19 protein-coding genes are annotated in these 22245 nt (G+C 35.6%); 2 read left to right on the forward strand and 17 right to left on the reverse strand.

Annotated features, from left to right (window positions below):
* Positions 1 to 56: 56 nt before the first annotated feature.
* The 13 genes from LKE46_RS06905 to dprA form a co-directional block, all read right to left on the reverse strand.
* The gene (locus LKE46_RS06905; RefSeq protein WP_291719706.1) at positions 57 to 4367 is read right to left on the reverse strand and encodes a PolC-type DNA polymerase III; all 4311 of its coding nucleotides are present in this window, start codon (positions 4365 to 4367) and stop codon (positions 57 to 59) included.
* A gap of 28 nt (positions 4368 to 4395) precedes the next feature.
* Positions 4396 to 5445, reverse strand: coding sequence for a flavodoxin-dependent (E)-4-hydroxy-3-methylbut-2-enyl-diphosphate synthase (gene ispG, locus LKE46_RS06910; RefSeq protein WP_291719708.1), 1050 nt, complete (start codon positions 5443 to 5445; stop codon positions 4396 to 4398).
* A gap of 35 nt (positions 5446 to 5480) precedes the next feature.
* Positions 5481 to 6491, reverse strand: a complete 1011-nt coding sequence (gene rseP / locus LKE46_RS06915; RefSeq protein ID WP_291719710.1) for an RIP metalloprotease RseP — start codon at positions 6489 to 6491, stop codon at positions 5481 to 5483.
* 26 nt (positions 6492 to 6517) lie between these two features.
* Positions 6518 to 7675: a 1-deoxy-D-xylulose-5-phosphate reductoisomerase gene (locus LKE46_RS06920; protein ID WP_291719712.1), complete on the reverse strand. Its 1158-nt coding sequence runs from the start codon at positions 7673 to 7675 to the stop codon at positions 6518 to 6520.
* Between the two features lie 66 nt (positions 7676 to 7741).
* Positions 7742 to 8539: a phosphatidate cytidylyltransferase gene (locus LKE46_RS06925; protein ID WP_291719714.1), complete on the reverse strand. Its 798-nt coding sequence runs from the start codon at positions 8537 to 8539 to the stop codon at positions 7742 to 7744.
* A gap of 40 nt (positions 8540 to 8579) precedes the next feature.
* Positions 8580 to 9341: an isoprenyl transferase gene (locus LKE46_RS06930; RefSeq protein WP_291719716.1), complete on the reverse strand. Its 762-nt coding sequence runs from the start codon at positions 9339 to 9341 to the stop codon at positions 8580 to 8582.
* A gap of 87 nt (positions 9342 to 9428) precedes the next feature.
* On the reverse strand, positions 9429 to 9986 hold the full coding sequence (frr, locus tag LKE46_RS06935; RefSeq protein WP_291719718.1) for a ribosome recycling factor: 558 nt from the start codon (positions 9984 to 9986) through the stop codon (positions 9429 to 9431).
* 18 nt (positions 9987 to 10004) lie between these two features.
* Positions 10005 to 10718 (reverse strand): UMP kinase, encoded by a 714-nt coding sequence (gene pyrH, locus LKE46_RS06940; protein WP_291719720.1) that lies wholly within the window; start codon positions 10716 to 10718, stop codon positions 10005 to 10007.
* Between the two features lie 85 nt (positions 10719 to 10803).
* Positions 10804 to 11724, reverse strand: a complete 921-nt coding sequence (gene tsf, locus LKE46_RS06945) for a translation elongation factor Ts (protein WP_291719722.1) — start codon at positions 11722 to 11724, stop codon at positions 10804 to 10806.
* A 93-nt stretch (positions 11725 to 11817) separates the two neighbouring features.
* Complete coding sequence (rpsB, locus tag LKE46_RS06950) at positions 11818 to 12519, reverse strand: 30S ribosomal protein S2 (protein WP_291719724.1); 702 nt, start codon at positions 12517 to 12519, stop codon at positions 11818 to 11820.
* A gap of 141 nt (positions 12520 to 12660) precedes the next feature.
* Positions 12661 to 13434 (reverse strand): GTP-sensing pleiotropic transcriptional regulator CodY, encoded by a 774-nt coding sequence (gene codY / locus LKE46_RS06955; protein ID WP_291719726.1) that lies wholly within the window; start codon positions 13432 to 13434, stop codon positions 12661 to 12663.
* Between the two features lie 326 nt (positions 13435 to 13760).
* Entirely contained in the window at positions 13761 to 15878 is a 2118-nt protein-coding gene (topA, locus tag LKE46_RS06960; RefSeq protein ID WP_291719728.1) for a type I DNA topoisomerase, read from the reverse strand.
* A 110-nt stretch (positions 15879 to 15988) separates the two neighbouring features.
* Positions 15989 to 17107: a DNA-processing protein DprA gene (gene dprA, locus LKE46_RS06965; RefSeq protein ID WP_291719730.1), complete on the reverse strand. Its 1119-nt coding sequence runs from the start codon at positions 17105 to 17107 to the stop codon at positions 15989 to 15991.
* Positions 17108 to 17252: 145 nt separating this feature from the next.
* On the opposite strand from dprA, the gene LKE46_RS06970 reads away from it, so the two are divergent.
* Together LKE46_RS06970 and LKE46_RS06975 are read left to right on the forward strand one after the other, a co-directional pair.
* Entirely contained in the window at positions 17253 to 18770 is a 1518-nt protein-coding gene (locus LKE46_RS06970; RefSeq protein ID WP_291719732.1) for a YifB family Mg chelatase-like AAA ATPase, read from the forward strand.
* Between the two features lie 306 nt (positions 18771 to 19076).
* Entirely contained in the window at positions 19077 to 19445 is a 369-nt protein-coding gene (locus LKE46_RS06975; RefSeq protein ID WP_291719734.1) for a YraN family protein, read from the forward strand.
* A 4-nt stretch (positions 19446 to 19449) separates the two neighbouring features.
* On the opposite strand, the gene LKE46_RS06980 is transcribed toward LKE46_RS06975, so the two are convergent.
* The 4 genes from LKE46_RS06980 to rplS all read right to left on the reverse strand — a co-directional run bounded on the left by LKE46_RS06980 (position 19450) and on the right by rplS (position 22137).
* Positions 19450 to 20310: a ribonuclease HII gene (locus tag LKE46_RS06980; RefSeq protein ID WP_434735211.1), complete on the reverse strand. Its 861-nt coding sequence runs from the start codon at positions 20308 to 20310 to the stop codon at positions 19450 to 19452.
* Positions 20311 to 20339: 29 nt separating this feature from the next.
* Positions 20340 to 21185, reverse strand: coding sequence for a ribosome biogenesis GTPase YlqF (ylqF, locus tag LKE46_RS06985; protein WP_291719736.1), 846 nt, complete (start codon positions 21183 to 21185; stop codon positions 20340 to 20342).
* A 21-nt stretch (positions 21186 to 21206) separates the two neighbouring features.
* On the reverse strand, positions 21207 to 21728 hold the full coding sequence (gene lepB, locus LKE46_RS06990) for a signal peptidase I (protein WP_291719737.1): 522 nt from the start codon (positions 21726 to 21728) through the stop codon (positions 21207 to 21209).
* Positions 21729 to 21789: 61 nt separating this feature from the next.
* Entirely contained in the window at positions 21790 to 22137 is a 348-nt protein-coding gene (gene rplS / locus LKE46_RS06995; protein WP_291719739.1) for a 50S ribosomal protein L19, read from the reverse strand.
* Positions 22138 to 22245 lie beyond the last annotated feature (108 nt).

Genomic DNA, 22245 nt, shown 5'->3' on the forward strand with positions numbered 1-22245 from the left:
TTACTAAATACATTCTATCATACTAAAATACTTATTTCAAGACAAATATTTTTACCTTATGCAAACAGGCACAGTTGGTTTGTTTCAGGAAGTCCCTTGAGGCATCCATGTTCATCCAGCATTTCCATTACACTCTTTGAAACTTTGGCTCTCGTTCTCAGATCCTCCTTTGAAATAAATTCTCCCCTCTCTCTGGCAGACACTATATTTTGTGCTGCATTTTCACCTACACCCTGAAGTGTATTTATGGGAATTCTTATGCCGCTGTCCTCTATCAAAAATTTTACAGCATCCGATTTGTATATATCCACCGGGAGAAATTTTATCTTTCTTTTGTACATCTCATATGAAAGCTCCAAAATAGTTAGCAGTCCCTTGTCTTTCTGGGTTGCATTATTACCCATGGCATATATTTCATCCATCTTTCTCTTTATTGAATCCTCCCCTTTTACAATTACATCAACATCAAATTCATCTGCCCTTACAGTAAAATAAGTCGCATAATATGCTTCCGGATAGTACACCTTGAAGTATGCAATTCTCATTGCCATCATTACATAGGCAACTGCATGACCTTTGGGGAACATGTATTTTATCTTCTTGCAGGATTCTATATACCAATCCGGGACATCGTGCTCTTTCATAAGAGCCTCTCTCTCCTCTGTAAGCCCTTTTCCCTTCCTCACTTTCTCCATTATGGTAAAAGCATCCTTGGGCTGAAGTTCCTTTCCAATAAGATACATCATTATATCGTCTCTGCAGGCTATACAGTCACTCAGAGTTGTATACCCTTCCTTTATATAGTACTGCGCATTATTAAGCCACACATTGGTACCATGTGAAAGTCCAGATATTCTCACAAGATCTGAAAAACTCTTTGGTTTTGTATCCAGAAGCATCTGTCTTACAAATTTAGTACCAAATTCAGGCAGGCCGTAAGTTCCAACAGGGCATCCGAGCTCCTCTTCTGTAACGCCAAGTGCCTCCGGTGACGTAAAAAGACTTATTACCTTAGGATCCCCAAGTGGAATCTTTTTGGGATTAACTCCGGTCAAATCCTGAAGCATCCTGAGTACTGTAGGATCATCGTGGCCCAGTATATCAAGCTTCAACAGCCTTCCACTTATAGAATGATAATCAAAGTGTGTTGTTATTATATCAGTATCATTGTCATTAGCAGGGTGTTGAACTGGTGTAAAATTATATATTTCATTGTCACTTGGAACTACCATTACCCCTCCAGGATGCTGCCCGGTAGTTCTCTTTATCCCTGTACATCCCATTGTGAGTCTCTCAACCTCGGCCTGGGGTACTGTTATATTTCTTTCAGACAAGTACTTTTTCACATACCCGTAGGCAGTCTTCTCGGCTACGGTGCCAATTGTTCCGGCTTTAAAAACGTGACCCTTTCCAAATAGCTCTTCCGTGTACTTGTGAACTACTGATTGATATTCACCGGAAAAATTCAGATCTATATCCGGTTCCTTGTCTCCATTGAATCCAAGAAAGGTTTCAAAAGGTATGTCATGACCGTCACGCCTCATTTCTGTTCCGCATTCAGGGCAGTTCTTCTCCGGAAGATCTGCTCCCGAGCTCACGGAACCATCCGTAATAAATTCACTGTGTTTGCACTTTGGACATACATAATGGGGTGGGAGTCCGTTTACTTCAGTAATATTTGACATTGTTGCTACAAATGAAGATCCTACCGATCCCCTTGATCCTACCAGATAACCATCCTGTGAGGATTTGGCCACAAGCTTTTCCGCAATGAGGTACAGAACTGCATATCCATTGTTTATTATTGAATTCAACTCTTTATCCAGCCTTTTCTGTACTATGTCAGGTAACTTTTCGCCATATATGGAGTGTACCTTGTTAAGTGTCATTTCCTTTATCTGCTCTTCCGCCCCTTCTATTTTAGGAGGAAATGTCTCATCAGGTATAGGCTTTACATCACCTATCATATCTGCAATCATGTTTGTGTTTTCTACAACCACTTCCATGGCCTTTTTCTCACCTAAATATGTAAATTCCGAGAGCATCTCTTCTGTAGTTCTGAAGTAAAGCGGCGGTTGACTGTCTGCATCGGAAAATCCCTGGCCGGCCATTATTATACGCCTGAACACCTCATCCCTTTTATCCATGAAATGTACATCTCCTGTAGCAATTACAGGTATATTGTACTTTTCTCCAAGTGAGCATATTCTCTCGTTTATTCTTATGAGTTCGTCATCATCCTTAACAGTTCCATTTTGAATCATGAACTTATTGTTCCCTATAGGCTGTATTTCCAGATAGTCGTAAAATTTCAGAATATCCTCCATTTCAGCATCACTTTTCCCGCTGAGTACCATCCTGTATACCTGTCCTGCTTCACAGGCTCCTCCTATTATAAGTCCTTTCCTGTATTTCATTATGAGACTCTTCGGCATTCGTGGTCTTTTGAAAAAATAGTCAAGATGGGAAAGTGAAACAAGTTTGTATAGATTTTTCAATCCCACCTGATTTTTAACAAGTATTATGAGATGATATGTAGGCTGTTTTTTAACATCTATATTTTTCAGGAATTCCTCATTAAGTGTTTCCAAATCCGATATATTCCTGTCTTCCAGCATTTTAAAACACTTTAAGAGTATTTGGGCCGTCGCCCCTGCATCATCTACGGCTCTATGGTGATTTTCCAGAGACACTCCAAGATGTTTGGCAACTATATTCAATTTGAATTTCTTCAGTTCTGGAATGAGGAATCTGCACAATGCCACCGTATCCATAATAGGGCAGTTGAATTCCAGATTCATATCCCTGCAGTTTTTCTTTATAAATCCCGTATCAAAGCTTGCATTATGGGCCACAACCACAGCATCACCTACAAACTCCAAAAAATCGGGGAGTATTTTCCCTATTCCATCTGCCTTCTCTACCATTTCATCTGTAATGCTTGTAAGTTCTACAATATTCATCGGTATTGGTATTCCCGGATTTACAAATTCACTGAATTTGTCTATTACCTTACCGTCTTTTATCTTTACCGCACCTATTTCTATTATCCTATCATTGATACTGGACAGCCCCGTGGTTTCAATATCAAATACAACATATGTGTCCTGCAAGCTTCTCTTTCCTGGATTTATAGTAATTGGTATTCCATCATCTACAAGATAGGCTTCCACGCCATATATGACCTTTATATTGTTCTTTTGGGCAGCAGCCATGGCCTCGGGATATGCCTGAACTACACCATGGTCCGTTATAGCTATGGCTTTATGTCCGTAAGATGCCGCCCTTTCTATAAGACTTGATGCAGAACTTACTGCATCCATGGCACTCATCTGTGTGTGCAGATGCAGTTCCACTCTCTTTTTCTCCGCATCGTCCTGTTTTTTTATCTTAATGGATTTTACTATGTCCTTTGCCATTATTACCAGTTCTCTTGCATAGGGATCATTTACGGTTTCACCTCTTACCATACAGTAGAGGCCTTCTTTTATCTCCTCAATTATTCTGTCCGCATCCCTGGGTCTCGGAAAAAATTTTACAGTAATTGAACTTGTATAATCCGTTATGTAAAATGTAATTATTTTTCTTCCCATCTTGGTCTCTATTATTTCCTTTTTGAATATGGTTCCCTGTATTGCAACTACACCCTGGACTTCTGTTATCGACTTTATTTCAACAGGTGATATCGTTATATTCCTTCCAAATATTACATTGGCGGATTTTGAAGCATTCTTTTCATTTTGAAACTTTAATTTTTTCTCTTTCTGTGTACTGTTCGATTCCGGAGCAGAAACAACTTTTCTGTTTTTCATCAGGTACTTTATATAATCTTTTTCCTTGTCTTCACTTTCATCTAAAAAATTTTCATTACTGAGAGTTTTATCATATACAATATGAACACTGCAGTCTATGCCGAATATATCCTTTATAATTTTTTTCATTTTATTTTCAACGCTTTTGTCCTGAAGAAAACTGCACAGGAAACTATTGCCGTTATACAGATTTATAGAGCTGTCATCTACCGTTCTTGAAGACTTTGCCAAAAACTGTCTGCATACCGGAACATATGAAGATACCACATTTACAACTTCCATCCAATAATTTTCGCAAATATCCTTTAGGGATACATTCGATATATCTTTGCAGCATATGAGATCAATATTTTGAAAGCATCCAAGCTGCTTTGACACAAGCTGCTTTATCCTGGATTGAATGGAATCATTGAGTTCATTTACAGATTTAACTATTATATTGAGCTTGTTGCTCTTTTTCAAATACTGTACTTTTTGAAGTTTTATGTCCTCCAGGACACCATCAGTGCTGCAATCTATATTCTGCTGTAAAATCTTTTTAATATCAGTTCTCATAATTCACCTCCTTAACTTCAAAGGCAAGCTACATATTTTCAATTTCCTCCATGAGTGCTTCAACCAGATTGTCTTCACTCACCTTTTTTATAATCCTGCCATTTTTAAATATAAGTCCCATACTATTTCCTCCAGCAATTCCAATATCTGCTTCTGCTGCTTCTCCAGGTCCATTTACCACGCATCCCATAACTGCAACTTTAATGTTTTTATTCACATTGGAAAGGCGCTCTTCTACTTCCTCTGCTATCTTTATGAGATCAATTTGTGTCCTGCCGCAGGTCGGACACGATATAAGTTCAATTCCCTTCTTCAAAAGTCCACAGGCTTTTAAAATTTCCTTTCCGGTCTCAACTTCCTTTACCGGATTTCCTGTAAGTGAAACTCTTATAGTGTCTCCTATTCCCTCCATTAGAAGCGTGCCTATTCCCACACTGGATTTTATTGTACCTCTAAATGGAGTACCTGCCTCAGTCACTCCAAGATGGAGAGGATAATCCGTAATTTTTGATATACTTCTGTAACTTTCAATCATCTGGACGACATTTGAAGACTTTATAGATATCACTATATCGTGAAAATCCTCATTTTCCAGTATGGAAACATGATGCATTGCACTTTCAACAAGTGCTTCAGATGAAACTCTTCCATATTTATCTAGTATATCCTTGCTCAGGGAACCCGAATTTACCCCTATTCGTATAGGTATTCCCGAGGCCTTCGCACTTTTTGCAACTTCCTTTACTCTATGTTCGTCTCCTATGTTTCCTGGATTTATTCTAAGAGCCGATACTCCGTTTTTTATTGATTCAAGTGCCAGCCTGTAGTCAAAATGTATATCTGCAACTACAGGTATACTGGAAGCTTTTACAATATCCCTTAAAGCATCACAGGCTTCCATATCCGGTACGGCACATCTTACAATATCGCATCCTGCCTTTTCCAGTTCCAGTATCTGATCTATGGTGCTTTTTTTATCTCTCGTATCCGTATTTGTCATGGATTGAACCGTTATATCAGAATTCTCCCCTACAAATACATCTCCCAATTTTATCTTTTTTGTATGTGATCTTTTCATTTTGAATTCTCTGCCTTTAGATTAAATTTTATACTTTAAAACTGAACAGGATGCAGCACATCCTTTACCGTCACAAGAACCATCAGAATCATCAATATGGCAAATCCTACATAATTAATTACTCCAACTTTATTCTGGTCGACTTTTTTTCCTGTTATTATTTCAAATATAAATAAAAATATATAACCTCCGTCCAGCGCAGGGAATGGTATTATATTAAATATTGCAAGCTGGATGCTTATATAAGCACAAAAGGCCAGCAATGTAAATATTCCCGCTTTTGCAGCAGCACCCGACATTTTTATTATGGTTACAGGGCCACCTACATTATCCATATTGGCTTTTCCCATAAACAATGTCTTAAAAAAAGCAATTGTTTGATTTATTAGAGACCTCGTTTCTATAACTCCATAATATACAGACTGTCCTATACCCGGATTTAAAATCTGTTTTCCATAGGCTCCAATCATATACCTGTTTTCAGATTTGTCAAATACAGGTTTTACCACAACCTGTTTGGTTGCATCCCCTCTTTTGTAAACTATATTTACTGGATTCTGCCCATTCATATACACTTCTGTCAGAAAGTCTTCCCAGGTGAGAATTTTAGAATTATTGGCCTTTATTATCCTGTCTCCGGCTTTTAGTCCTACTTCTTGAGCTGGTTTGTTTGCAATCGTCTTGTCTATTATCGGTGCCCAGTATCCTTTTTGTGATGCTATAACGGCAAATAGAACTATTCCCAGCAAAAGGTTCATTATAGGTCCGGCAGCTACAATGCTGAGTTTTCTAATGGGGCTTTTATTGTTGAAAGCTCTCGGGTCTGCACTATCCCCTTCTTCACCAAGCATTTTTACATATCCTCCTATGGGAAGCAGTTTGATGGAATATTTGGTTTCCTTTCCTTTTATTCCAACAAGCTGTGGTCCCATGCCTATGGCAAATTCCTCAACTTTCACTCCATTTATTTTAGCAAGTGTAAAATGTCCCAATTCATGAATCAAAATCAACAGTCCAAAAGCCAGTATAGCTGCAATTATATACAAATAGCATTCCTCCTAAATAATCAATTCTATTTACAATATCGTAATTTCATATATTCTTTTATCTTAACATTTAATTCCAATATATCCTCTAATGTATAGTCGTCTTTCTTTTCAAACTTGTTCATGCAGTCTTCCAGTATATCCATTATATCCAGGAATTTGATTCTGCCTTCCAGAAACATGGAAACCGCTTCTTCGTTGGCACAATTTAATATTGCAGGCATGGTTCCTCCACTTTCTCCTGCCTCATATGCAAATCTAAGCGGCCTGAAAGTATCCATATCCGGCTTTTCAAAATGTAGTTCATTCAGCCTGTAAAAATCCAGCCTATCCACTACCGCGCTTTTTCTTTCAGGATAGTTCAGTGCATATTGTATCGGCAGTCTCATATCAGTACTTCCAAGCTGTGCAATAACACTTCCGTCTACATACTCCACCATGGAATGAACTACACTTTCAGGATGCACTACAACCTGTATCTTTTCATATGGTACATTAAAGAGCCAGTGTGCTTCTATGACTTCAAGCCCTTTGTTCATAAATGTAGCTGAATCAACTGTAAGTTTTTTACCCATATTCCATTTTGGATGATTCAAAGCCTCTTCAACAGTTACACCTTCAAGATCATTCTTCTTTTTGCCTCTAAAGGGCCCTCCTGAAGCTGTAAGCAGAATTCTGCTTACAGCTTCACCTTCATTTCCCCTGAGGCATTGAAAAATTGCTCCATGTTCAGAATCCACGGGAACTATACTTGCATTGTGTTTTTTCATTTCATCGATGACTATCTTGCCTCCTGCAACCAGTGTTTCCTTATTGGCAAGAGCTATAACCTTCCCGGACTTAATTGCCTCAAGAGTTGGTACAAGTCCTGCAATTCCAACCACGGATGTAACAACTATATCCACTTCTTCCAATGAGGCTATAGTGTTCAATCCCTCTACTCCAAATAATATTTCTATATTCAAACTTTTATTACTGCAGTATTCTTTAATTTTATCATAAGCCGCTTTTTCATTCAAAACAACATATTCCGGATGGAATTCATCTATTATTTCCATAAGTTTGTATACATTTTTCCTGGCAGAAATTCCGACTAGCTTAAAATTTTCTCTATCTCTTCTCATTACATCCAATGTCTGTGTACCTATCGAACCCGTAGCTCCAAGTATAGAAATTTTTTTCATTAAAACATCTCCTGTATTACAATTAGTAAAAACTAAATATGATATGCCCATTATACCATATTTGCCTTAGGTTAGATTTGCAAATATCACATAATAATAGACTATGAAGCTTGAAAAGAGCACACTGTCAAACCTATCCAATATTCCACCATGTCCGGGTATTAAATTGCTGTAATCTTTTGCTCCAGCATATCTCTTTATAGAAGAAGCAAATAAATCTCCAAACTGTGAAAAAGTTCCGCATAAAATTCCTATTGCAATGTAATGATATATCTGAATAGGAACCCCCATGCTTTCCGCAAAGATTCCAAATATTATACAGCTTATAGTACTTCCGGCAACTCCACCAATAGAACCTTCCACTGTCTTTTTGGGACTTAATTCCGGACAGAGTTTTCTTTTTCCGAAAAATCTGCCGCTGTAATATGCAGTAGTATCACAGATCCATGAGGAAATAAATATAGTCCACACCAGATACTCACCATGGTTTACATTATCTACTAGTACGATAAAACTAAAAAATACGGCTACATACAGAAATCCAAGTACTGTAATAGAAATATCAATAAAGTTGTACTTTAAATCCAATACCACTGTACACATGAGAACAAATATTGATATCATCAATACAAGAAATATAAATCTGTAGTTTACCTCATATCCCATTGAAATAAAATAAGCTATGCACATCAGGTACCCTACTTTATTAATCGCCTTTACTTCTTTTTTTTCAGATACTTTATAAAATTCATACATTCCCATAAGCGATAAAATCATAATTGCATATTTCAAATATATGCCGCCTACAAATAGAAATAAAATAAAAGGAGCAATTACAACTGCCCCCAAATATCTATTATTCACACTAGCACCTCCCCAAAATCAATTAACATCATACTTTCATCTATTTAATTCCGCCAAATCTCCTGTTCCTGTTTTGATAGTCATATATGGCCTTAAGAAGATCTTCTTTCTTAAAATCAGGCCAGTATATATCCGAATACCAGAACTCGGAATATGCACACTGCCACAGCATAAAATTACTCAGTCTTTTCTCTCCGCTAGGTCTTATTATAATATCAGGGTCCGGCATATTTTTCGTATACAGATAATTTGAAATCATACTCTCGTCTATATCCTCAGCTTCAAGCAAACCATCTTTTATGTCCGAAGCTATCAATTTGAATGCCCTTGCAATTTCTGCCCTTCCACCATAGTTCAGGGCAAGATTCAAAATCAGTCCGGTATTGTTTCTGGTATTTTCATAGGCACTTTCCAGTTCCTTCTGACATAATTCTGGAAGTTGTGATATATCTCCGATATGATTTATTATAACATTATTTTTGTCGAGTTCACTAAATTCTCTTCTCAAATACTGGACTAATAATCTCATGAGTGCAGATACCTCATCCCTGGGTCTGCACCAATTTTCAGTAGAAAATGCATACAGCGTAAGATACTTGACACCTATATTGCTGCACTCTTTTACAATTTCCCTTATAGCCTCAACTCCAGCCTTGTGCCCCAAAGTTCTGGGAAGATTTCGCTTTTTTGCCCACCTTCCATTTCCATCCATTATGATGCCTATATGTTTAGGTATATTATTAATATCAATATGTATTATAGTATCTGCATTATCTGTATTTATATTAAAATTTTCCGCCATTTTCAAACCTCCCCTTTCAATAAATAGTTCTTTCAGTGCAGTATTTTAATAAAACCTGCGAATTCGCAGGTTTAAAAACATTACAGACTATATTGACATAACTTCCTTCTCTTTAGCTTCAACTATGTTTTCTATATCCTTTATAAAACTGTCTGTCTTTTTCTGTATGTCTTCTTCTGACTTTTTCAGTTGATCCTCGGTTATGTCATTATTTTTTTTAAGGGATTTCAGTTTATCATTACAATCTCTTCTAATGGCCCTTATTGCAACTTTTGAATTTTCTTCAGCTTTTTTAACATTTTTAACTATTTCTTTTCTGGTTTCTTCAGTAAGTTCAGGTACTACCAGTCTTATTACTTCACCATCATTTGACGGATTGATACCGAGATCAGATTTCAGTATGGCTTTTTCTATAGCCTTGATGGAACTTTTATCCCAGGGCTGAATGGCAAGTACTCTAGGTTCCGGTATGGATATATTTCCAAGTTGGTTTATAGGTGTATTGCTGCCATAATATTCGGCCTCTATTCTATCCAGCATTGCTGTATTAGCTCTCCCTGCCTTCATGGATGCCAATTCTTTTTTCAAAGTCTCGGTAGTTTTCTTCATTTTTTCATCTGCAATTTTCAAAATATCTTCAATCATAGAAATACCTCCTAAAATTTATTCTTTGCACACAATTGTACCAATTTCTTCTCCAATAACTGCCTTTGATATGTTCTCCGGATTGTCAAGTCCAAACACCAGAATAGGAATATTATTGTCCATACAAAGTGAAGTTGCAGTAGAATCCATTACCTGAAGCCCCTTTTCAAGCACTTCAATATATGACAACTTACTAAATTTTACAGCATCACTGCATTTGTGAGGATCTTTATCATATACTCCATCAACCTTTTTTGCAAGAAGTATGACATCCGCTTCTATTTCCGCTGCACGTAAAGCCGCAGTTGTGTCCGTAGAAAAATATGGATTTCCGGTACCTGCCGCAAATATAACCACCCTGTCTTTCTCAAGATGTCTCATGGCTCTTCTTCGTATAAAAGGTTCAGCAACTTCTCTCATTTCAATAGCCGTCTGTACCCTTGTAGTGACTCCCAAGTTTTCAAGAGAATCCTGAAGTGCAAGTGCATTTATACATGTAGCAAGCATTCCCATGTAATCTGCCGTGGTTCTATCCATACCTCCTCCATTTCTTCCTCTCCAGATATTTCCGCCGCCGACAACAGCTCCAACCTTAACGTTCATATCCACCAATTTTTTTATCTGCTCAGCTATCTTTTTTGTTACATTAAAATCTATACCATATCCGTTATTTCCTGCAAGAGCTTCTCCTGAAAGCTTAAGCATGACTCTATTATACTTGGCAATGCTCATTCAATACAACCTCCAATAATAAAAATTAGATTTTATATATCCCTATTCTAAAAAAAGAGAACACACAGTGTTCTCTTTTCAGTTTCTATTTACCCTGCATCTGCTTTTTTACTTCTTCGGCAAAATCTTCAGTCTTCTTCTCTATTCCTTCACCTTTTTCAAATCTTTCAAAAGCAGTAATTTTTATGGGCGCTCCATTTTCCTTGGACTTGTTTTGAAGATATTTGGCAATAGTCAAATCCGAATCCTTTATCCAAACTTGATCCACCAGACAATTTTCCTTATAGAATTTCTTTATTCTTCCCCCAATCATTTTCTCAATGATTTTTTCAGGTTTACCTTCATTCAATGCCTGTGCTCTATATATTTCCTTTTCCTTGTTCAATACATCTTCATCTACTGAATTTTCATCTAAAAAAGCTGGATTGGCTGCTGCAACCTGCATGGCAACATCCTTTGCAACTTCTTTAAGGATTTCACCCTGTTTGTCACTTTCAACCTTAACCAAAACTCCAATTCTTCCACCACCGTGTATATAACTTGCAATTACTCCATTTTCAACGGATAACCTTTTAAATCTTCTTACTGTCATATTTTCACCGAGTTTTGAAATAAGTTCAGTAAGGGCCTGGGATATAGTCTTTGTTTCATCCAATAAATATTTTTCCTCCACAAGTTTTTCCACTGAATCTGAACTTGTGTATGATGCCTGTTTTGCAACTGTATCTGCAAACTTTACAAACTCACTATTGACAGCAACAAAGTCTGTTTCACAATTTATCTCAACTATTGAGGCACTCTTTCCATCTTCAGAAATATAAGTTTTAACAAGACCTTCTGCTGCTATTCTTCCTGCTTTCTTAGCTGCTGCAGCCAATCCCTTCTCACGTAATACTTCAATAGCCTTATCCAAATCTCCATTTGTCTCAGACAAAGCTTTTTTGCAGTCCATCATGCCTGCACCAGTTCTCTCTCTTAAATCTTTTACCATATTTGCAGTTATCATAAGTATTTCCCGATTTTAGCACCAATGAATATAAATGCTAAACTGCGGTTTTCAACTCCCTTCAATATCCGTATTTAATCCTTTTATAATGTATTATTCAGCCAGTTGCTCTCCCTGTCTTCCTTCAACTACTGCATCAGCCATTTTTGAAGTAATCAATTTTACCGCCCTTATTGCATCATCATTTCCAGGTATTACATAATCCACTTCATCAGGATCGCAATTAGTATCTACAATTGCTACAACTGGAATACCGAGAATTTTAGCTTCTGATATGGCATTTCTCTCTTTTCTTGGATCTACTACAAATATTGCTCCTATATTATTGGCATCCATAGCTTTGATTCCGCCTAGGTTCTTCTCGAGTTTCTGCTGTTCACCCTTAAGCTTAATAACCTCTTTTTTAGGAAGGACTTCAAAGGTTCCGTCTTCCTCCATCTTCTGCAAACCTTCTAATTTTTGAATTCTAGTTTTTATAGTTTGAAAATTTGTAAGCATTCCACCCAGCCATCTGTTGTTGACATAGAACATATCACATCTTGTTGCTTCCTGCTCAATTGCTTCCTGTGCCTGCTTTTTAGTCCCAACAAAAAGTACATCCTTTCCACTAAGTGCAACTTCCCTTACAAATTCATATGCTTTTTCAACTTTCTTCACAGTCTTCTGTAAATCTATTATATAGATTCCATTTCTCTCTGTAAATATATATGGAGCCATTTTAGGATTCCATCTTCTCGTCTGATGTCCAAAATGGACACCTGCTTCCAGTAACTGTTTCATTGATATAATTGACATATTTTTTCCCTCCTAGGTTTTTTCCTCCATCATCTTCATACTCATAGGTTTACCATATGGCACCCGCCTATAAATTAGATAATGTGTGTAATTATTACTGTAAGTAGTATATCACAACAAATCCATCTGTTCAATAAAATTCTATTTTATTTTTTTAAGTTCATCCAAAAGTTTATTATTTAATATTTTAATATGGGTTCCTTTCATACCAAGTGATCTTGATTCAATTACACCTGCACTTTCAAACTTTCTAAGTGCATTTACAATTACAGATCTCGTTATTCCAACTTTATCTGCTATTTTGGATGCAACAAGCAGTCCTTCATTTCCATCCAGTTCTTTAAATATATGTTCAACAGCTTCTAATTCTGAATAGGAAAGAGTCCCTATAGCCAGCTGGACTACCGCTTTCTTCCTTGCTTCTTCCTCGATCTGATCATTTTTGGCTTTTAAGATTTCAAGACCTATTATAGTTGCACTGTATTCTCCAAGGACAATATCTTCGTCTGTGAACTTTTCGTCAAATCTTGCAAGAAACAATGTGGCAAGTCTCTCTCTTCCTCCTATTATCGGAACTACCATCAATAATTTATCATCAAACTCCAATTCACTTTCACCAGTATTAAATATTTCTTTATCAGTTATATTTGAAACCGTTTCATATACTCCCAATAATTTGTTGTTATATTTTTCTGGGAAGTTATTTTCATCTGTAAATTTCTTCTCAAAAGTATTATTATCAAAACTTTCAGAAAAGTCGCTACCTAATATATCTCCTGTTTTGCTTATAATATATACATTGCAGTTTAATACTTCTCCCAGCAAGTTGCATATATCATTAAAAACTACTAGTTCGGTACCTGATTTTTGCAATATTTTATTTAACATTCTTGTCTTGTTTAACAAAGACATCATTAAAAATTCCTCCTTAGGACAATTCATATTTGACACCAGAGCTATGGATATGTTTACACAAAGGTATAATAAAAACAAATATATAAATTGCAGCAATTATGTAAATAAATTTTACACAAAATGCAAATTAAAATCAGTTTAATTTTTTAAATATTTAGAATTATTCCATATCCTTAAACATAATACCATAACACATACTATAATTCAACAATAATTTTTAATTTACTGTATTATTGGAATATAAGCTTAGGCACAATAAATTGATAGAAAATATATTTAAAGTTTAAATACATTTTCTATCACTCAAGTGTCCCTTTTAATAGTGCTTATTTTGTCACATTATTGCTGTCATCCTCATCACTTTTAATATTATATTCTCTATGCTTGCATTCACTATTAGAACACTCCAGATAATTTCCCTTTGATTTATTGTATTTCTTTACCATATAGCTGCCACAAGCAGGACACTTTTTATCTGTAGGTTCAAACCAGCTTACAAAATCACACTCAGGATAGTTGGTACATCCATAAAATTTTCTTCCCTTTCTGCTTCTCTTTTCAACTACTTTTCCATCGCCACATTTAGGGCATTTTACATCCAGTTCTTTAACTATTGGTTTTGTATTTTTACATTCAGGATAACCTGGACAGGCTAAAAAATCACCAAATCTTCCATGCTTTATAACCATGAACCTTCCGCATTTGTCACATTTTATATCTGTTACTTTGTCTTCTATTGTTATTTTTGCTACTTCTTTTTCAGCTATGTCTATGGATTTTTTCAGAGGTTCAAAAAAACCTCCGACAACATTTCTCCAATTCTCTTTTCCCTCTTCTATGCTGTCCAGTTTGTTTTCCATATCCGCTGTGAATTCCACATCGACTATCTGCTTAAAATATTCACTTAATATATTATTTACTATATTCCCCAATTCCGTCGGAGACAGTGTCTTTTTGTCACGCTCAACATACTTTCTATCTAGTAAAGTAGATATTATAGGTGCATAGGTACTTGGTCTGCCTATGCCATTTTCCTCCAGCGTCTTCACAAGCGATGCCTCCGAATACCTTGCCGGCGGCTGTGTAAAGTGCTGTTTGCCTTCAATAGATTTTCTCATAAGCATTTCATCTACAGTTAACTCAGGGAGATTGGAATCCTCTTTTTCATCTTCTGTAGAATAGTCATATACCTTCATAAATCCATCGAATTTAACCTTTGATCCGCTTGCCCTGAGGATATAGCTGCCATTTGCTATGTCTATGGATTTTACCTCGATTATACTTGAAGACATCTGGCTGGCAACAAATCGCTTCCATATAAGATTGTACAGCTTATATTGTTCCGGTTTTAAGCTTTCCTTGACTATATCAGGTGTTATAGATACATTTGTTGGTCTTACAGCTTCATGTGCATCCTGTATATTCTTTTTTCCCTTGAAATTTCTTGGACTTTCAGGAATATATTTTTGTCCAAAATTATCTACCACAAAATTTCTGCAATCATGCTGTGCTTCTTCTGCAATCCTTACAGAATCAGTTCTCATATAAGTTATAAGTCCTATGGTACCATATTTTTTAATATCCACTCCTTCATACAACTGCTGTGCTATTGACATTGTCCTCTTGGTGGAAAAGTTCAATTTTTTGTATGCGTCCTGCTGGAGGGTACTCGTTGTAAATGGCGGAAGTGGATTTTTATTTTTGGACGTCTTCTTTATATTTTTTACTATAAAATCCCCTGATTTTAAATCCTCTATTATTTTATCCGCTTCTTCTTTATTTTTAATTTCAAGTTTCTTTTTTTTAAAAGTGGTAAGTCTGACTTTAAAATCTTTTTTTGAGGATTGTTTGCTTAAAAAACATTCAATTGTCCAATATTCCTCCGGTACAAATTCCTTTATCTGCTTTTCTCTTTCACATATCATTTTAAGTGCTACGGATTGAACTCTTCCTGCACTCAGTCCCCATTTTACTTTTCTCCAGAGTATAGGACTTATCTTATATCCAACAAGTCTGTCTAATACTCTTCGTGCCTGCTGGGCATTTACAAGATTGATGTTTATCTTTCTGGCATTTTGTATTGACCCTTTAACAGCCGTCTTTGTTATCTCATGAAATTCTATTCTGCACTTTTCACTGTCGTCTAGCTTAAGTACATTGGCCAAATGCCATGAAATAGCTTCTCCCTCTCTATCAGGGTCAGTAGCCAAATATATTTTATCGCTTTTCTTGGCTTCCTTTCTTAATTTGCTTAAAAGTTCACCCTTGCCTCTTATAGTTATATATTTAGGATTATAATTATTATCTGTATCTACGCCAAGCTGACTTTTGGGAAGATCTCTTACATGACCCATGGAAGCTTCTACCACATAGTTCTTTCCTAAATACTTTCCTATTGTTTTAGCTTTTGCCGGTGATTCAACTATAACTAATTTTTGTCCCATATCTTAACTCTGGCCAAAATTATGCCAGAGCATCACACCCCCTCATTTTATTCAAGTAATATATATCTGTAATTAATTTATAATAAATAGTTTCGTATTTTAGAATTATATCAATCTATTATTACACTTTTATCTGGATCTTTAACATAATAATTACCTGAAAGACATATTATTTGTTTTTTTAACTGCAATTCAAATAATAACTCATATAATTGTTTTATGTCAACATTAGCTATTTTAGAAATGTCGTCTATATGTATTGGAGTATCTCCTATAATACTGTAAATTTTTTGTTCGGTTTTAGTTAGATTGTCTGATTTCTTATCAAATTCAACTGACCTTGTCTCATACTCAACTTCTAAGATTTGAAATATATCTTCAATATTGGTAAGCGGATATGCACCTTGCTTTATCAGTCTATTTGTTCCCCTGCTTTCCTCCGAAAAAATTGAACCCGGAACTGCCATAACGCTTTTCCCCTGTTCCAATGCCATATCTGCAGTTATCAAAGCCCCGCTTCTTTCAGCAGCCTCCACTACAACCAGTACATCACTCAATCCACTTATTATTCTATTTCTTTTCGGGAAATTGTATGAAATTGGTTTGACCCCGGGTATAAATTCTGAAACAACTGCACCATTAGCCAGAATATCTTTATATAATTTCCGGTTTTCCCTTGGATATATAACGTCCACTCCCGATCCGAACACAGCACAAGTATATCCATTTGACTCAATTGCTCCCCTGTGGGCATATGAGTCTATTCCTCTGGCCATGCCACTAATTACATTAATATTATTTTTTGATATCTCCCTGCTTATTATTTCAGCGGCATTTCTGCCATATATACTGCATTTTCTTGAACCCACTATACCTACATTTAAATTTTTATCTAATTTTACTACATTTCCTATATAGAATAAAACAGCTGGTGAATCTTCATAATTTTTCAATCTTGAAGGATAAGAGTCCTCATTAAAATTTACACTTCCTATACCTTTCTCATAGCAGTATTCCATCTTTAACTCCAGCTGATCTTTTTGCCACGCCCTTTTTAATGCCGAAATTACATTCATATTTTCATATTTGCTCTCGCATGAATCCACCAAAGTATTATGCCTAATTACATTCATCCATACTTCCTCCACGCTGCTGAATCTCTTTAAGATATTCAGTTTTAGCCTGCTGGATATTTGTGCTGAAGAAAACCACAAATCATAAATATTCATTTAAATTTTATCCTCCATACTCAGAAATTGATATTTTAATTATTTACATTACCCGCAATTTTATTCTCTGATATTTTTTAAATAATAGTGAAATTTTCCGTTTAATTTGGATTATTTATGTCCATAATTTAGCAGAGGTGATATTATGGCTGTAAAGATTACTACTGCCTTTCTTGTTGGAATAGCGGGAAACATAATATCTGTAGAGATAAATATTGAAAATGGGTTCCCATGCTTCAACATAGTAGGACTGGCGGATACTTCTGTAAGAGAATCCAGGGATAGAGTCAGGGCCTCCATAATAAATTCCGGCTTTAAATTTCCCATAAAGAAAATAACTGTAAATCTGGCTCCAGCTGACATTAAAAAGTTCGGCTCCCTGTTCGATCTTCCAATAGCATTGGGCATATTATATGCTACAGCTCAGATAGACTTTAAAGATTCAGAAAACTTTATAGTACTCGGTGAGCTGTCTCTTTTCGGCAACTTAAACAGGGTTACCGGTGTACTTCCAATAACAATTGAAGGAGTCAGGAACAACATTAAGAATTTCATAGTACCTTTGGGGAATTCCGAAGAGTGCTCTGTTGTCAAAGGGGCAAATTGCTATGCTTTCAAGAATTTAAAGGAGGTTGTACAATTTATAAAATACAGGAATACATGCCCTTACGTAAATAAAAGCCACAGGAAGAGTACAACTTCCAAACTGGATTTTTCAGATGTACTAGGCCAGGAAAGCTGTAAAAGGGCAATAGAAGTAGCTGCAGCCGGTCATCATAATATATTGATGATAGGACCTGCAGGCTCCGGGAAAACCATGCTGGCTATGAGAATACCATCTATACTTCCCGACCTTAATTATGAAGATGCATTGGACGTAACCAGGATATACAGTGCTGCCGGCATGCTTGACAAAGATAAATCTCTTATTCTGGAGCCTCCCTTCAGAAATCCACATCATACTACAACTTCTATAGCCCTTATAGGAGGAGGTTCCAAATTAATGCCCGGGGAAATTTCACTTGCACATAATGGAATATTGTTTTTGGATGAAATACTCGAATTTAAAAGGAACGTCCTTGAAGTATTAAGACAGCCCATGGAAGAAAACATCATAACAATAAGCAGATCAAACGGCAAGGTAAATTATCCATGCAATTTCATGACAGTAATGGCTACAAATCCTTGTAAGTGTGGAAACTTTGGTTCCAACAGACACTGCAGCTGCACAGAATATGAAAGAAATCGATATATATCAAAACTTTCAGCACCTATACTCGATAGAATTGATATATTTATTTTTGTAAACACACCTTCTTTTATAGATCTAAAAGTTCCTTACGAAAATAGAAGTTCCAAAGACATGAAAAAAAACGTTATATATTCAAGAAAACTTCAAATGAAAAGATTAAAAGATGAGAATATCCAGTACAACTCACAGATGAATGGCAAACTTATAAAAAAATACTGCGCTGTTGATGACAATTCAAACAAGTTATTCAGTAAAATATTTTCAAAATACAATTTAAGTGCAAGAGCTTATAATAAAATACTTAAAGTATCCAGAACCATAGCCGATCTGGATAATAAGGAACTAATTGAAACCAGTCATATAATAGAGGCCTTAAATTACAGGAAATTCATGAACAATAAAATAGTGTAATATTCTTCCATGAACCCTTTTATTTAAATGTACAATATATTATAATATTTTATATATAAGTAATTTTTTTCCATAAAGCATATGATAATCTATTTATGAATAGGAGTTAATACAAATGAATTTTTTGATAATTATACTATTGTTGATACTAGGTTTTATATTGTTTATATTAGGCCTGAAAACTAAAAATCATCATATGATAACATCAGGCGGAGTTATAGTACTATTTCTTTTACTGATATCCATCAACATATATATTCCTCCAATATTAAGTGCATTCAAAAGATAAATTATAAAGGAGAAGCTATGAAAACTTCCAATAAATACAAAGGGGATCTAGGCGAATCTATAGCTGAAATTTACCTGTCTTCAACAGGATATACTATACTTGAAAAAAACTTCAGATGCAGAACCGGTGAAATTGATCTGATAGGAAAAGACAGGGAGTTCTTATGCTTTATAGAAGTTAAAGCTAGAGAATCCAAAAAATACGGACTGCCCTGCGAATCCGTAAATTATAGAAAAAGGAATAAAATTTATAACACAGCAAAATTATATATTGCAAAAAACAGATTGTACAATTACAGTTTCAGATTTGATATAGTGGAAATTATGCTGAACACGGATTGCAATACCCACATCATCAAGTTAATCAAAAATGCTTTTCACATATGATATATTAAATTATATTTTTCAAAAAACTCAGCCTGTGTATTCTGCAGACTCCATATTTTTTTATAGCTTCAATATGTTCCCTTGTACCGTATCCTGAATTGCTGGGGAAATTATAATATGGATAAGTCACGCCATATTCCTTCATGAGGTTATCCCGGTAGACCTTGGCTATAATGGACGCTGCAGCTATACTTGCACTCTTTGCATCACCTTTTATAATAAATTTATTGTCCATATTCAGGTTGTTCACAGCATATCCATCGGATAATACCATGTCTACAGGAACCTTTAGCCCCTTCACAGCCCTTCTCAAAACTTCATTGTTGCACCAGGAAATTCCCCTCTCATCTATTTCATCACTGTTTATAATTGAAATACTATAACTTACAGCTCTGTCTTTTATAATCCTGGAAAGTTGTTCTCTTCTTTTAGGTGAGAGTTTCTTTGAGTCTTTGATACCAAGGATTAAACTTTTTTGTTCTATATGATTCAAGCTGAATACAACTGCCCCTGCAGCTATGGGTCCTGCCAGTGGTCCCCTCCCAACTTCGTCAACACCCGCTACGTATATGTAATTTCCAAAAGATCTGTCAAACTCATACATTTTTTCAACTCTGGAAATTTCATCTTTCATTTTTGCAATAAAATTCAACAGGTTTTTTGATAGGTTTTTGACACCTTTTCTGCTATCTGAATTCAATGAATCAGCTATTTTATTGAAAATATCCTCTTCAATGTCAAAATAATTACGTTTCAATTTACCTACCATGTCATTTATGTCCGAAAAACTCATGTGGGATTTTTCGTTTAGAATAGACTTCTTTATGGACTGTAGGTCAAATTTTACCTTGTCAGTGTTTTCCATCACAACACAACCTTCTCTGATAATAAAAATCACTCTGGAATTTCGAGAGAAATCCCGCCGAACTTTCCCGATCTGTATTCATCCAAAATCATATTTGAAACCCTATTGTAATCTATTTCTCCTCCACGCATCAACATTCCTCTTTTTCTTGCTATGCTATCTATATTATTTATTGCACTGTAACTTAGCGAATCAAGTTTATATCTTTCAATAATTCTGTCACCATAATTTTCAGATAATATATCTATGAGCTTTAACGCCAGTTCCTCTGTATCCATTATCTCATCTTTTATGGCACCTGTAAATGCAAGGTTCAATTGAGTTTCCCTACTTTCAAGCTTGGGCCAGAGTATTCCTGGAGTATCCATAAGTTCCATTCCAAATCTCGTCTTGATCCATTGTTTTGATTTTGTGACGCCTGGTCTGTTACCCGTTCTTGCAATTTTATTCCTGGCTATCTTATTTATAAAAGAGGACTTGCCTACATTTGGTATGCCGACCACCATAACCCGGTCTATTATACTTTTTATGCCTTTGGACCTCAATTTATCGTGTTTGGATTTCAAAAGACTGTTCAATGCTGGTTTTATGTAATTTATTCCAAATCCTGTATTGCAATTCACTGCCAGTACACTGACATTATCAGATAACAGAACTTTACACCACTTTTTTGTAATACTGTCCTCGGCTAAATCACATTTGTTCAAAAGAATTATTCTAGGTTTGTCTTTACACAAATCGTCTATTTCTGGATTTTTACTTGATATGACTATTCTGGCATCTCTCATCTCTATTACAGCATCTACAAGCCTTATATTTGCATTTATTTCCTTTTTTGTCTTGAGCATATGTCCCGGAAACCAATTTATATTCACACAAATAAACCTCCCTGATATTTATCTATAGGATTCAAAAGTTCCCATTTTATTAAATGGATATATCCTAAATGCAGCTCTACCAACTACTAACTTGTATTTTACAAATCCAACATCCTGAAATCTACTGTCCCGGCTGTTGTTTCTATTATCTCCCAGTACAAAGATTGTATTGTCCGGTACTGTAACTTCACCGAAATCTCCAATCATTGTTTCCAATATATACGGTTCATTTTTAATCTTGTCGTTTATATACAGTTTCCCATTTTGTATTTTTACCCTGTCACCACCTACCGCTATCACCCTCTTAATAAACTTCTCACTTGGGTCGGCAGGATATTTTATTACTACTATATCTCCAGGTTTAGGATCTCTAAAATAGTAACTGACTTTTTCCACTATAAGTCTGTCTCCATTATTCAAGGTTGGATCCATGGAATGTCCATCAACACTTACGGTTTCAAACACAAAAGTTATAATTAAAAATGCCGCTACAACTGCAATCAATATTGATTTTCCAATATCAACTAATTCCTTTAACAAATTCAACACCACCCTGATATGCAAAAAATGGGACTATTGCAAGCCCCGTTTAGATTCAATCCTACTTTAATATTTCCTTTACCTTTGCTGCCTTACCAACTCTGTCTCTTAAATAATACAATTTAGCTCTTCTTACTTTACCTCTTCTTGTAACTTCTATTTTATCTATTATAGGTGCATTAACCGGAAAGGTCCTTTCAACACCAACACCATAGGCAACTCTTCTTACTGTAAATGTCTCTCTCAAGCCTCCGTTTTGCCTCTTTAAAACTACGCCTTCAAATACCTGTATTCTCTCCCTGTTTCCTTCATTTATCTTTACATGTACCTTTACTGTGTCACCAACATTAAACTGTGGCAAGTCGTTTCTAATCTGTTCTGCTTCTATAGCTTTTATTACATCTAACACTGTGCATTACCTCCTTATAATTACTAAACGTTCTTATCCAGTATAAAACTACAGACAGAGGACCGTTCGTGCAGCACAAAATTCATTGTATCATATTCAAAATCTATT

Origin of the sequence: Clostridium sp., assembly GCF_022482905.1 — a bacterium.
Classification (GTDB): Bacteria; Bacillota; Clostridia; order Clostridiales; family Clostridiaceae; genus Clostridium_B.